This is a genomic window from Pseudomonas arsenicoxydans (assembly GCF_900103875.1).
Lineage (GTDB): Bacteria > Pseudomonadota > Gammaproteobacteria > Pseudomonadales > Pseudomonadaceae > Aquipseudomonas > Aquipseudomonas arsenicoxydans.
The window spans coordinates 3,392,409-3,406,249 of sequence record NZ_LT629705.1 but is presented as its reverse complement, the minus strand read 5'-3'; the positions used below and the strand labels follow the sequence as shown (position 1 = coordinate 3,406,249).

9 protein-coding genes and 3 tRNA genes are annotated in these 13,841 nt (G+C 59.8%); all 12 read right to left on the bottom strand.

Features of this window, described 5'->3' with window-relative positions; translation table 11 throughout:
- Position 1: 1 nt before the first annotated feature.
- Positions 2–775 carry an HpcH/HpaI aldolase family protein gene (locus tag BLQ41_RS15870; protein WP_167360489.1) on the bottom strand — a complete coding sequence of 258 codons (774 nt, stop codon included), beginning with the start codon at positions 773–775 and terminating at the stop codon, positions 2–4.
- Entirely contained in the window at positions 769–2,628 is a 1,860-nt protein-coding gene (locus tag BLQ41_RS15865) for an IucA/IucC family protein (RefSeq protein WP_408003460.1), read from the bottom strand. The genes BLQ41_RS15870 and BLQ41_RS15865 overlap by 7 nt, the downstream gene beginning before the upstream one ends.
- A gap of 18 nt (positions 2,629–2,646) precedes the next feature.
- A complete protein-coding gene (locus BLQ41_RS15860) occupies positions 2,647–4,062 on the bottom strand; it encodes a DHA2 family efflux MFS transporter permease subunit (RefSeq protein WP_090188588.1) in 1,416 nt (471 codons plus the stop codon).
- Positions 4,059–5,270: a type III PLP-dependent enzyme gene (locus tag BLQ41_RS15855; RefSeq protein ID WP_090182306.1), complete on the bottom strand. Its 1,212-nt coding sequence runs from the start codon at positions 5,268–5,270 to the stop codon at positions 4,059–4,061. Before BLQ41_RS15855 ends, BLQ41_RS15860 begins: the two co-directional genes overlap by 4 nt.
- On the bottom strand, positions 5,263–7,044 hold the full coding sequence (locus BLQ41_RS15850) for an IucA/IucC family protein (protein WP_090182304.1): 1,782 nt from the start codon (positions 7,042–7,044) through the stop codon (positions 5,263–5,265). The genes BLQ41_RS15855 and BLQ41_RS15850 overlap by 8 nt, the downstream gene beginning before the upstream one ends.
- 200 nt (positions 7,045–7,244) lie before the next feature.
- Positions 7,245–8,621, bottom strand: a complete 1,377-nt coding sequence (locus BLQ41_RS15845) for a diaminobutyrate--2-oxoglutarate transaminase (protein WP_090182302.1) — start codon at positions 8,619–8,621, stop codon at positions 7,245–7,247.
- 358 nt (positions 8,622–8,979) lie between these two features.
- Positions 8,980–11,403: a TonB-dependent receptor gene (locus BLQ41_RS15840; protein ID WP_090182301.1), complete on the bottom strand. Its 2,424-nt coding sequence runs from the start codon at positions 11,401–11,403 to the stop codon at positions 8,980–8,982.
- A 67-nt stretch (positions 11,404–11,470) separates the two neighbouring features.
- Entirely contained in the window at positions 11,471–12,421 is a 951-nt protein-coding gene (locus BLQ41_RS15835; RefSeq protein WP_090182299.1) for a FecR domain-containing protein, read from the bottom strand.
- The gene (locus tag BLQ41_RS15830) at positions 12,418–12,927 is read right to left on the bottom strand and encodes a sigma-70 family RNA polymerase sigma factor (RefSeq protein WP_090182297.1); all 510 of its coding nucleotides are present in this window, start codon (positions 12,925–12,927) and stop codon (positions 12,418–12,420) included. Before BLQ41_RS15830 ends, BLQ41_RS15835 begins: the two co-directional genes overlap by 4 nt.
- A gap of 382 nt (positions 12,928–13,309) precedes the next feature.
- Positions 13,310–13,386: transfer RNA gene (locus BLQ41_RS15825), tRNA-Asp, on the bottom strand.
- Positions 13,387–13,477: 91 nt separating this feature from the next.
- Positions 13,478–13,554, bottom strand: a tRNA-Asp gene (locus BLQ41_RS15820).
- A gap of 56 nt (positions 13,555–13,610) precedes the next feature.
- Positions 13,611–13,686, bottom strand: a tRNA-Val gene (locus BLQ41_RS15815).
- Positions 13,687–13,841 lie beyond the last annotated feature (155 nt).

Below are 13,841 nucleotides of genomic sequence, written 5' to 3'. Positions count from 1 at the left end.
GTTATTTTCCTTCTGCTGAAGTGGCGGCCAACTTGGCCTGAAGGGCGCGAAAAGCAATGCCACGCTCGTCACCCAAAACAAAACTGTTTACGCCGCGAGCCAACCACCGTTCGTGGTCGCCTGGCTGGCGTGGGATCGCGCAATACGGCACGCCCGCCGCACTGGCCGCTTGCCAACTGGCGAGCAGCGCTTGCTGCACTTCGGGGCGGTCGATCTGCCATGGCAGGCCCAGGGTTTGCGATAAGTCCGCAGCACCTTCGAGGATCATGTCGAGGCCGGGTACCGCTGCAATTTGCGCCGCGCGTCGCACGCCTTCGGCGCTTTCGATCATCGCCACGATCATGATTTGCTCGTTGGCCAGCGCGATGTAGTCCGCCAGGCTGTGTTTGCCAAATGCGCCGGGGCGCCCAGCGTTCAGGCTGCGGTGGCCCTGCGGATGGTATTTGCAGGCGCGAATGCTCTCGGCCAACGGCTCAGGGCCCTCGATCATCGGCAACACGATGCCTTGGGCGCCACCATCGAGCAGGCGCAGCATGGTTTTCGGGTTGAGGTCCGCCACCCGCACCAGCGGCGTGAGCGCGTAGCTTTCGGCGGTGCGGATCATGTTCTCCACGGTTTCGGGATTGATCAGCACGTGTTCCATGTCGATGATCACGAAATCGAACCCGGCTTCGGCGATCAGCTCGATGGCCGCTGGCGCTGGAATCGAACTGATCAGACCGTAGGCCGGTGCCCCGGTGGTGAGTTTCTGCTTGAGCAGATTGGTCCTCAGCATGATTGCGGCCGGAACGCGTGTAACGGATTCGGCACCTTTTTGAACCGCCGCTCGGCATCGCCCAGCAGGCGGCGTTTGGTCAGTTCTTCGACTTCATAGAACGGCGCGAACACATCAAACGACTCATACCGCGCACGGTGTTGCGGGTGTTCGGCCTGGTAGCCGGTGATGATCTCGGCAGTCATCTGCCAGAACTCGGTTTCGGCCAGTTGATAGTGTTGATGCATGAAGATCGCCATCTCGGCCAGGGCGATAAAAAAGAACGAGTCACAGGAGAAATCGCGCACCGCATCCACATCGTCAGTGAGGATGAACGAGTTGCGATTGAGCTTGGCGTGGCTGGCGGGCAGCGGCACCAGGGTCGGGCTGAGTTCGGGGCGGCCAAGGTGCTGCGGCGAATAGCGCACGCCGTCGTGGAAGTCTTTCAGGGCAATGCGTTGCGGCCAGCCCTGCTTGACGATCAGGACGATATTTTGACCGTGGGACTCCATGCCGATGCCTTCGGCGTAGAGCATATGAATGATCGGCGACACGGCGACCTGCAACAATTGGCGGGTCCAGGCTTGCAAGCCGTATTGCTTGATCCAGGCGTCGATAAACGGGGTTTGCTCACCGCTGCCGTAGCGATTATCCACGGAGCTCAAGCCATTGAATGGCACCGCTTGCTCATCGTCTTCCAGGTACTGGTGAATACTTTCGCGCCACAGGGTGCCCATGGTCCCGTAGGCCTGGGACATGCGCGTGGTGGGCAAGTGATCGTAGTCGAAACTGACGCCGACCACTTCGCCGAGAATCACAAAACCGAGGTCACGGGCGGTGCTGTCGCTGCGGATCAACCGGTGCAGCCAGTCGGTGATGATCGGGCCGTTCATCACGGTATGCCGGGCGAGAATGCGCGTGCTGGAGGTGTTGGTCATGCTCAGTGCGAGCTTGACGTAAGGCCGCTGTTTCTCAGAGACGTTGGCCAGGGTGCGGATCGATTGCTGCGCCTGGTAACGGTCATCGGTGGTGCCGAGATGGATCACTTCACCACTGACCAGCTCTGGGTAGAACACCGGAACAATGACGTTTTCCCACTGCCATGGGTGTACCGGCATAAGCCAGTAATCGCCCATCGACTTGCCTTGGTCGGTGAGGCTTTCAGCAAGCTCCTGCCAGCGTTGTAGGCCAAATTCTTGCTGGATGAAGTCGTCGTAGTTCAGATGCTGTGAGATGTTCATCGCACCGCAGCTTTTCGCCACGGCCAGCCACACGATGGCGACCGGCGCGGCAAATTCAGGCCCGTAACTGGCGTTGTCTTTCAGCGAAAAACCAATACGCGACTTGTAGCAAGGGTGGTAGCTGTGGGCGTCCATGAAATGCTGTTCCAGCGCATCGACGTCCAGTTGATGGCTCGGTCGGGCCGCTTGATAACCCTGGCTGCGCGATTGCAGATCCTTGAGCAGGGTTTGTTCCAGTTCATGGGTGAAACGTGGCAGGTGCGGGCTGTCCTGAAGCTCGCTCAGCAGTTCGGCCAAGGCCTGATGCAAGCGGGGTTGACTGTGCTTGCCCTGGGCATCGACGCGCTCAAGGCTGGAGTAATCGAGGCGGATCAGTTCGAAGCTGGCGCTGAGCAAACCGGTGCAGTGGTACTCCACCGGTTGCTGCTTCGCATCGACGCCGCTGACGACAAACCGGTATTGGCTGCCGGCCAAGGGTGAATGGCTGTACGACAGCACATTTTCATACAGCAGGGTTTGCAACAGCTGGCCGACTACCCGCTGTTCTACTTGTTGATAGCATCGGGTGTCGGCGGTCGCCAGCCAGACGCCAGGAGCCTGAGGTGTTGCCTGAAATGAGGTCGCCATTTTCATACCTTGTCGATTAAAGAATTAACGCTGTTCGAGGGCCGAAGGCAGTGCCTCGGCCGGCTCGTCGCGGGCGTGTACGGGAAAACGCCAGGCGCAGGGCAGCGCTAGCAGGACCAGGACGCCGGTGGCCATGAACACTTCGCTGATCGCCCCCGGCGTACCGGCAGACTGAACCCCTGCCCCCAGACGAAACTCGAGCCAGAGTGAAGCGATGACGATGGCCAGTGACGACACGAGGCGGCGGGAAATGTTGTTCATCGCCGCGCCCTGGGTGACCATCGGTTCGGGCAAGGCATTGAGCCCGGCAGTGGTAATCGGGATGTAGGACAAACCAAGTCCGGCACCGCGCACCATCATCAGGAAAAACACCACGCCGATGGAGGCGCCTGCGCCGAGCATGCCCAGGCCCAGCGTCGCGGCGCCGGTCAGCAGCAGCCCCCAAAGCACCACACCCCGTGGTCCGTGGCGGTCCAGCCAGCGACCTCCGAGGTGCCCGAACAGACTGGCAAACGCCGCTGTGCACAGCAGCGACAGGCCCGTCCAGATCGCGCTGTAACCCATCACCACTTGCACCAGCAACGGCAGCAACACCAGGCACTCGAACATGCCGACCGACTGCACCACCGCGATGATCACGCTCAGGCGATAACCGCGCAGGGCAAAGATCCGCAGGTTGAGCAGCGGCGACGTGCGGTTCAGTTCCAGGCGCACAAACGCGACCAGGCACAGGATCGCCGCCAGCAACATGCCGAGGTTGAGCGGATCCGTCAGGGCTTGCGCGTGACGCAAGCGCCCCACCGCGATCATCAGCAGGCCAATGCCCGCCGCAATCAGCAGGTAGCCCGCCAGGTCGAACGGTTTGCGCTCGGCGGGTTCAGACGCCGGCAGCACGGCCACGCCAAGAATCAGCGCCACCAGGCCAATCGGCACGTTCATCAGGAACAGCGAACGCCAACTGAACCACTCCAGCAGCAGGCTCCCACACAACGGCCCCAACGCCGGCGCCAGCATCACCGCTGCGCCCCACAGGCCAGTGACCCGCCCCCGCTCGCCTTTGGCGTACACCGAAAAAATGATCGCCAACGACAACGGAATCATCAGTCCACTGGCAATGCCTTGCACCACACGAGCCGTGATCACCAGCGCGATGGAATTGGCCAGCGCGCCCATCAGCGAGCCGCAGACAAACAACGCGACTCCCCACAGGTAAAGACGTTTGCGCCCTACCCGTTGGCTGAGAAAACTGGTGAGCGGCATGGTCATGCCCATGCTCACCATGAACGCCGCGACGATCCATGTCGCCAGCAGCGGACCGATGTCGAAGGCGCTCATGAACGCCGGCAATGCCGGGTTGAGCGAGCTGTTGTTGAGGCTGACGGTCAGGGTGCCCAACAGCACATTGACCACCACCAGCCAGCGCGGAACGGCGACCGTCAAACCCAAGACGCGCCTCCTGCATCTTGCACAAACAGCTGTGGCGGTCGCGGATGACAGAGGAAATCGGCATGGGAAATGTTGTAGCCGTAGGCCCCGGCCAGCGGCAATACCAACAGGTCGCCGACCTCGACACCGGTCAGCGGACAATCGCGGCTCAGCACATCCTTGGGTGTGCAGAGTTGCCCGACCACGGTCCAGTCCCGCTGCACTGCGCCGCAAGTTACGGGGTGCCTGGGCAGATGAATCACCGGGTGATCGTGCCCTTGCGCCACCGGCAAGCGGAAATGGTGAGTGCCGCCGCGACAGACCAGAAAATGCTTGCCATGACTGGTCTTCGTGTCCAGCACTTCAATGGCGTAGTAGCCGCAATACGCGCTGATGAAACGACCGGGCTCGAAGCGCACGATCGGCGCATCGGCACACGCCGCCAAGGACTGGCCCAAGTGCGCGCACAAGCGCTGCCAATCGAACTGCTGCGGGCCGAGATAATTCACGCCGATGCCGCCGCCGACATTAAGGTGGGTGATCGTCGCCGGAGTCGCCGACAACGCCTTCCATTGCGGCCAGCGTTCCAGGTACAGGTCGAGCAGTTGTTCGTGACGTTCCACCCGCGACTGATGGGACATCGCATGCACATGGAAACCCTTGAGCCGCAAGTGACTGGCGTTATCCACCCAACTCACCGCCTGGGCCAGCTGCGACTCGTCAATCCCGAATGGCGTGGCGGTGCCGGCCATGGCCAATTTGCTCGACAGCGGCGAAGGCAGCTCCGGATTGATCCGCAGCAACACGTCCTGTACCCGTCCCGCTTCCAGCGCCAGCCGTTGCAGACGGACGATTTCATTCAGGCTTTCGATGTGGATTGCTTCGACTTGATGCTGCAGGGCTGAACGCAGATCGGAATCGAGTTTGCCGGGGCCGGAGAAGATGAACGGCTTGGCCGTCGGACAGGCCTGCAGGCGATCGATTTCGCCGCCGGAGGAAATCTCGAAGCCGTGCACCAATGGCGCTACGGTGGCGAGGATTTGCGGTTCGCTGTTGGCCTTGATTGCGTAGTAGAGTTCCACGCCTTCGGGCAACGCCGCCATCACCTGGGTCACGTGCTGTTTCAGTGCATCCAGATCGTAGATGAATAGCACCAGCGGGTCTTCGTTTTGGAGGCGGGCTTGGTCGATAGCGGCCAGTACCGTTGCGGGCAGCTTATCCATGCTTGACCTCCTTGCCCCACGGCGACTCCAGGGTGACGTAGCCGGCCTGACGATCAGCCTTGGCCGCCAGACGGACTTTCAGGTTGGTTTTGCAGGCAATCGGCTGACCGGCGATCAGCGCATCCAGCTCCGGTGCCGCGCGGCTCAATTCGGCGCGGATGCTGATCAACTGCTGCTCGACTCGTTGCCACATCAGCGGTGCCAGGTGCGCACGTTCCCAGCTCAGGGCCAGCACGGCCTCGGACAAATTGTTGACGAACAGGCAATAGACGATGCGGTTCCAGCCTTGCTGACGGGAATAGAGAAGCGACTCGCGGACGCGCGGATGAACGTCGGCATCGATTCGCGAGGCGCCCAGTTCTTCGGTGAGTTTTACCCCTTCAAAATCTCGCAGCAGCAGGCGTTGCGGGCGACCGTTGTCGTGCACCATCACGCTGTTTTGCAGATGCGGCTCCATGACGATGCCGTGGTTGAAGAACAGTGCCAGCACCGGCCGGAGCAGCAGCGCCTGATAGTCATCGAACCAGCTCAACAGCTGTTGGTCGTCGATGTCATTGCCGTTGAAGCGAGTGAGGAATTCATGCACCAACGGCCGCAGGTGCAGGCCGCGAGCGAATAGCGTGCCGGCCATGATGCTGCAGTCGGTGCCGCTGTCGAGGCAGAAGTTCTCGCGCAGGATCGCCCCGGTCTGTTCGCGGAACCAATGGCTGTCGGCCTCGCTGGCGCCGTGCGGTGCCCAGCTCAACAGGCCCGGCTCGGCGACAACCGACAAGCCGCCGAGGGTCTCGGGTTGAGTCAGTTGCAAGTTACGGAAAATGCGGTCGATCATCAGCGCGCTTTCCAGTTCGTACCAGGCGTTTTTCCTGACGCAATTGGTGATGCGCACGTTCAGCGAGCCCTTGATGAAAAAGTCATGGCCCTCGATGTACCAGGTGCGGATCGACGCCGTGGGATTGGCCATCAGGCCCGTGGCACCGAGATCGACGATGGCCTTGGACTTGAGCAATTGCTGCACACGGCCGTCCTGCATGAACAACTGCGCCTGGACCGGGTGCATGCAAATCACCGCGTGTCCTGGCCGCGCTTGGGCTTGATCGGCAAAACCGGCCAGCACCTGGGCTTTGCTCAGGCCGTTGGCGCCGACGTTCAGCCCTTCCAGCGGTACTTCGAACAGGTGCAACGCTGTACGCGCCTGGAATTCAGGGGCGTAGGTTTCCTGGGACAGATGGGCGGGCCACAACCGCGCCTTGGGTGCCGGGTGGTTTGGGTGACCGAACCACAAGCCTTGCTCGCTGGCCAGATAACCGCTGAGCGGGTCCGCGTCCTTCGGTGTGTTATGGCCGACGATAGCGGCCGTCAGTAACTGACTTTGCAACACCTGATCCAGCAACTCGTCGTTGCTCGCGCGGGTCATGTGTTCGCACGCCGCGAGCAACTGCTCAACGAACCCGGCAAACCTCAGGCTCGACCAGTCACCCTCGCCGCGCCGGGCATAGACGTCCGACAGGTAACGGTGGCTGCCAAGACCGTCGCGGCGATCCACCATCACAAAGAACTGCTGCTGGTTCGGCAGCTTGATGGTCAGGGGAATACCCTTCCATTCCAGGCCGTCGAGGTAACTGCCCGGGGCAATACCTTGCATCTGCGTCGGCCAACTGTAGCTGAGGCAGTTTTCCGGCAAGGCGAACTCTTTGATCAAGCAATTCAGCAACGCACAGGTCGTTGCCAATTCACTGACTCTATTCGATAACACATTGCGATCTGGATGATTCATGGGTGCTCCACAGTAGCCCGTGAGGTCACTGAATACGTTATCTCGCGAAAAAATTAGTTGCTGATCGACTGATTTAACGGCCGACAAAACTCCACATAACGACATGACTTCGCCAAGCCTTTTTAAATAATCAAGGACACTTGCGCCAACGCCATCGAACTGCAACATGGCGGAGGTTTAACCAACTTCAATGGACTCATTCAAGGTCGCAATTGCGATAACGCTGTGGCCACGGCTTTATCAAAACGCTGGATCACTTGTTGGCATTGTTCTTCGTCGATAATCAATGGCGGCAACAAGCGGATGACATTGCCCTTGCGCCCACCGCGTTCCAGCAGCAGGCCCTGTTTGAAACACTGTTGCTGGATGGCCACGGCCAGCGCCGGGTCTATCGGGAAATGTCCGTGGCGATCAGCGGGCTCGCGCTCGTCGACGATCTCGATGCCGAGCATCAGGCCGCGACCGCGCACCTGGCCAAGGGCCGGATAATGGGACTGCAACTCGACCAACCGGTCCTTTAGCCACTGGCCACGACGCTCGGCATGTGCGGCAAGGTGTTGCTGTTGCAGCACCTGCAAGGTGGCCAGTCCAGCAGCCATGGCCATTTGGTTGCCGCGGAAAGTACCGGCGTGGTTGCCAGGTTCCCAGGCATCGAATTCACGACGGATGCCCAGCACCGCCATGGGCAAACCGCCCCCGAGCGCTTTGGACATGACGATCAGGTCCGGCTCGATTTCAGCGTGCTCGAAAGCAAACATCTTGCCGGTGCGACCAAAACCGGTCTGTACTTCGTCGAGGATGAGCAGGATGCCGTGCTTGCGGGTTACCTCGCGAATCGCCCGCAGCCAGCTCACCGGGGCGCAGTTGACCCCGCCCTCGCCCTGCACCGCTTCAAGGATCACCGCCGCCGGCAGCGACACGCCGCTTTCGACGTCTTCGATGAACTGGGTGAAATAGTGGCTCAGGGCTTCGACCCCGGCTTCACCGCCAATGTCCAGCGGGCAACGGTATTCATGAGGGAACGGCATGAACTGCACCCCCGGCATCAGGCTGGCGATGGCATTTTTCGGCGCGGTGTTGCCGGTCAGCGCCAGGGCGCCGTGGGTCATGCCATGGTAGGCCCCTGAGAAACTGATGATGTTGTTGCGCCCGGTGCAGGTCTTGGCCAGCTTCAGCGCGGCTTCCACTGCATCCGCCCCGGACGGCCCGCAAAACTGCAGGCAGTAATCGCGGCCCTGGTTCGGCAACAGGCTGAGCAGGGTTTCGCTGAAGGCATCCTTGACCGGTGTCGTCAGGTCCAGGGTGTGCATCGGCAGGCCAGAGGTGAGGAAGCTGTCGAGACTGGCCATGATGGCGGGATGATTGTGCCCCAACGCCAACGTGCCTGCGCCGGCCAGACAGTCGAGATAGGTATTGCCCTCGACATCGGTAACCCAGACCCCGTGCGCCTTGGCAATTGCCAGTGGCAACTTGCGTGGATAACTGCGCACATTGGATTCGAACTTGCTTTGTCGAGTCAAATAGTCGGCATTGGTTTTTTGCAAAGGATTAGAGCGCAATAAGCCATCATTCAACATCGGTTTATCCTCGATTCATTTCGAGATGAAAACTATTCCCATTTAGAAAATAGCGCAACTGTTGGTGCGCACTTTTTTGGAATATTAATATCACTCGATAATCAGTTATAAAAAGTGTTCAGGCACACAACATCACAAGTTATAGAAACCTGATAGTTGATCATCAGCGCCGTTATCCGGCCATGTTCTTGTTATTAAACTGACAACTTCGTTATCACCTTGATACAGGTATTAACGTATAGAAAAGTATCGCAATAGATTATCCAGTCGGGATGGACATGTATTTTTCCTCTACAAACATCCGCTGATACCCACCGGCGGCGCCCTTCCCTGTGGCGCGGCGCTCGACGGGTTAGGCTCAGAAGTCGACGGTGGCCGACAGGAGATAGGTTCGTGGGGTCGAGAGCGTCAATCCAGGCTCGCTGTCATCCGAGGCACCGGCCGAACTCCAGTAGCGCTTGTCCGCCACGTTCTCGACATTGGCCCGCAAGGTGACGTTCTTCTCGTCGACCTTGAACGCGTAGCGAGCACCGACGTCCATACGCGTCCAGGCGTCGATTTCCTTGACGTTGGACTGGTCCAGGTACTGCGAGCTGGAATAGATGGCGCGGCTGGTCAGGGTCAGGCCTTCCACGGACCGCACGTCATATTCAGCGCCCACGTTGACGTTGTATTTCGGCGTGGCGGGTGCGCGGTTGCCGTCGTAGGTGCCGTTGGTGGTGTTGGTCAGCTCGCTGTCGATGTACATGACACCGCCCAGCAGGCGGACACCGTTGAGCGGTTCACCGAACATGCTCACTTCCACACCGGTATTTTCGCGCTTGCCGTTCGGGCCGAAGACCCGCGTGATGGCGTTGGTTTCATAGGCGGGTTGCTTGATTCGGAACACAGCTGCCGTTACAGCGAACGGACCCGCGTCATATTTGGCGCCGACCTCGACCTGGCGACTGATGAATGGCGGGAAGATCTCGTCTTCGTTCACCGAGGTCGATGGCGCAATCTTGCCTTGGCTCAAGCCTTCCATGTAGTTGGCATACAGCGACAGCTTGTCGGTGGCCTTGAACAGGATGCCGCCCGACGGCGAAACTTTTTCCTCGTCGTAAGCCGTGTCGCCTTTGATATTGTCCGACCAGTCGTCGACCTTCACGCGCTGCCAGCGGGCACCGAGTGTCAGCAGTACGCGGTCATCGAAGAAGCCAAGGGTGTCGGACAACGCCACGCCGCTGAAGCGGTTCTCGGTGTAGACCTTGGGATCCTGTCGCGTGGGGCGGACCGGTGTCGGTGTTTCCACGGGGTCATAGAGGTTGCTGGGGGACGCGGCATAGCGGGCGCCGCCATTTTCGAAGTCCATGTAGAAGTAGCTGGCCGCCAGGTTGACTTCATGGCTGACAGGACCTGTGTGGAACCAGTTGCGCACGCCTACATTCGCCGTGCGGACATTTTCGTCCCGGGTGAAGTCACGGGGCAGAACGCTGAAATCACCGGCGTCATTGGTAATCGAAACGGCATGCCGGAGGAAGTCATGATTGCTTTTACGCGCCCCGACACCGCCGTACAGCATGACGGAATCACTGACGTCGAACTCGCCGTTCACCATACCGAAGGTGTCCTTGGTCCGCGCCTTGCTCCACGGCTGCGCATAGTTACGGCTTACATCGCTTGCATGGGGAACCTGCGCGTTGGCGCCGACGGTCACACGTTCCTGCGGAGCGTCGGTATCGCGCTCTGTGTGCCCGACATCCGTCGACAGCCGCAGGCGATCACCGCGAAAATCCAGGCCCAGTACCGCCATGTCGCGGTCGACACTCTGGTGGTCCCATTCGGTATCACCGGACTGCTTCACGCCGTTGAAACGAATCCCGAACTTGTCATCTTCACCAAAGCGCCGGCCGATATCCACGGCACCGCCGATCTGGTTGTTGGAGGCGTAGTTGGCGGTTAACGAGGTGATCGGCGTATCGGTGGCGCGCTTGGGCACCACGTTGATCCCGCCACCGACGCTGCCCCGTGGCGAGATGCCGTTGATCAGCTCGCTGGGGCCTTTGAGGATGTCGACGCGGTCGGCCATCTCCATGTCGATCGTATACGTCGGCAAGACGCCATAGAGGCCGTTATAGGAAACATCGCTGTTGAACAGGCTGAGCCCGCGAATGGTGAACTGCTCATAACGTCCGCCCGCCGGGTTAGTGACGCGAACCGACGGATCGCTGGCAACCAGGTCGCCCAAGGTACGCGCCTGTTGGTTCTTGACCACCTCGCTGGTGTAGGTGGTCATGCTGAACGGCGTTTCCATGAAATCTTTCGAGCCCAGCAAGCCTTGCGAGCCTTTGCGCGCGACCTGACCACCGGCATACACCTCGCCGTCCGCCCCGCCCGTGGCACCGAGAACCGAAGTCGGCGCCAATTGCAGGCTGCCGCCTTCTGGCGCCGGGGTCAGGATGTATGACTGCTCGCCCACCGACTGCAATTGCAGACCGGAACCCTGCAACAGTCGAGCAAAGCCCTCCTCGACCGCGAACTCACCGGAAAGACCAGGGCTGTTGCGACCGCTGACGAGCGACGGATCCATTGACAGATTGACCCCGGCCAGCCCGGCGAAACGGGTCAGCGCGGCGTCGAGACTACCGGCTGGCACCTGGTAACTGCGTCGAGAAGCATCGTCAGCCCAACCAGCAGTGATGAACAACGGACAGGCACTCAGGCTCAACAACAGACTCAAGTGCAACAACGGGCGCAGCCTGAAGGGAGCCAGACGCGTACTGCAAGACATCACTGCGGGCATTGAGAATCTCTCTGATTTCGTTTTACATGCCTTGAATGACAAGCAACACGAAAAAAGGGGACACGCCTCAAACACTATTTTTGCGCGGCTGCAGCGTTACCCAATAACGCGTACGCGAATGCACCTCCACGGGGAGACTGGCGGCCAGCAACGCAAGGATGCGATCAGTGTCTTGCAGACGAAAACTGCCGGTGACGCGCAGAGATTCCAATTCGGGCTCCCAGCGCAATACGCCTGGGCGATAGGTACTGAGTTCACGCAGGAAATCCCCCAAGGGTTGGTTCTGCGCCATCAGCACACCGTCGCGCCAGCCTGGGGCGAACACATCGAATGGCTCCACAGCACCCGCGCCCTTCGCTTGAAGGCTGACTTGCTGGCCCCCGCGCAACGAAAAGACAGGCCCGCGCAGAGGCTGCAACTGTACCGTGCCTTTAAGCACCGACACCTTGCACCCCGCCTGCCCCTGACGAATGCACACGTCGCTCTGACTGACGATCACGTGCCCAAAGTGCGTCTGGATCGTCAGCGGTGAGGTGCCAGACTGATTCAGCGCTATTTCGCCTTCTACGAGCTTCAGAAGCCGATTCTTCAGATCGAGATCGACGGCGCTCGCGGTGTTCAATTGCAGCGTACTGCCATCGATCAACTGGACTTTCTTGTCCTCCCCGGTCGCGGTGCGCAGGTCGGCTCTCCAGACATCCAGCGGTAACTGCCGACTGATCAACCAGGCCGTAGGCACCAGCGCCACCGCGCCGACAGCGCACTTGAGGACGGTGCGCCGACTTGCTTGCGGGCGGTCCAGACTAGCCATCGCCAGGGCGGGCGGCAGGTCGGCAAAGCGTTGGCGCAAGAGTTGCGCCTTTTGCCAGGCCTGCTCGTGACTGGAATGACTGTCGCGCCAACTCTGCAATTCGGCACGATCGCGCTCATTGGCAGAACCGGACTCCATGAGCGCCAGCCACTGCGCGGCGGCCCGCACGACTTGACGGGCTTCAGCCGAAGGTGCTGAACCGATCACAACTCCACCAGCAGGCAATGTTCGTAGGCTTGGGCCATGTAGCGCTTGATCGTGCGCTCTGAGACTTGCAGGCGCTCGGCGATCTCTTGATAGCCCAGGCCTTCGAGCTGGCTCCAGAGGAATGCCCGGCGCACCGGCCTCGGCAAGCCATCGAGCAATTCGTCGAGCGCTTGCAGGGTTTCCAGCAGGATCCAGCGCTGCTCGGGGGACGGCACACAGTCTTCAGGCAACAGCGCCAACGCACTGAGGTAGGCCTGCTCCAGACTGCGACGCTTGTAGAAGTTGGTCAGCAGGCGCTTACCGACGGTCGCCAGGTAGGCGCGGGGCTCTTGCAGGTCAGCAATGCGTTGGGAACTGGCGAGTAAACGCACGAACGTGTCCTGGCTGAGGTCCGCCGCATCGCTGCCATTGCTCATGCGTCGCCTCAACCAACTTTCCAGCCAGCCCCGGTGGTCGCGGTACAGGTCGTGGAAGGTTTGCCCCGTCGGCATCGCTGCATCACTCATCTATAGGAACCCTGCGCGAAGAAATATTTTAAATGAGACTCATTCTAATTAGTGTTGATGCGTCAAATAAAGCGCTTTGTGCGCTTTGCACCCAGTGACGACTTGAATAAATGAGCAACGGACGGGAGATTTCGGCGTGCAGGCACCGGTTAATCAGGGCTGCGGGGGAATTGAGGGGAATTATCACGAGACGTCAAAATTCATTGCAGATCATGCATTGGAATGACGGATGCGAATCCCTGGTGGGCAAGGGAAAGGAGAGAAGCCAATTCGCAGACACAAAAAACCCCGGTCTTTCGACCAGGGTCTTTGCTATCGACTCAAAGATAGCCAGCGGCTTTCTTTGTAGCTTCAAGGCGTTCAGTGGGCCTTGAAGCAGATATGGCGCAGCGGACGGGACTCGAACCCGCGACCCCCGGCGTGACAGGCCGGTATTCTAACCGACTGAACTACCGCTGCGTATCGCTTTGAGCTGACGCTCAATTAACTCGTCTGACTGGAAGCTTCGAGGCTTTCAATCTCGAACCAGGCGAACCTGACTCGGAAAATATGGCGCAGCGGACGGGACTCGAACCCGCGACCCCCGGCGTGACAGGCCGGTATTCTAACCGACTGAACTACCGCTGCGCGTCGGTGGAGGCTTTTAAAAGCTTCCATCTTGCTTTCGCAAGACTCTCAAGAAGTGGTGGGTGATGACGGGATCGAACCGCCGACCCTCTGCTTGTAAGGCAGATGCTCTCCCAGCTGAGCTAATCACCCTTTGCTTCGTTGAGGCCGCGAAATTTACGCAGGTAGCGAACCTAAGTCAATAGCAGGATTGAAGTTTTTTCAAAACAGCTTCAAGTCATAAGCTTCAAGCGGCAAGTAAAAGCAAGATTGCGTATCGAAGGCCTGCACGGGCTCGCCTTGACTTG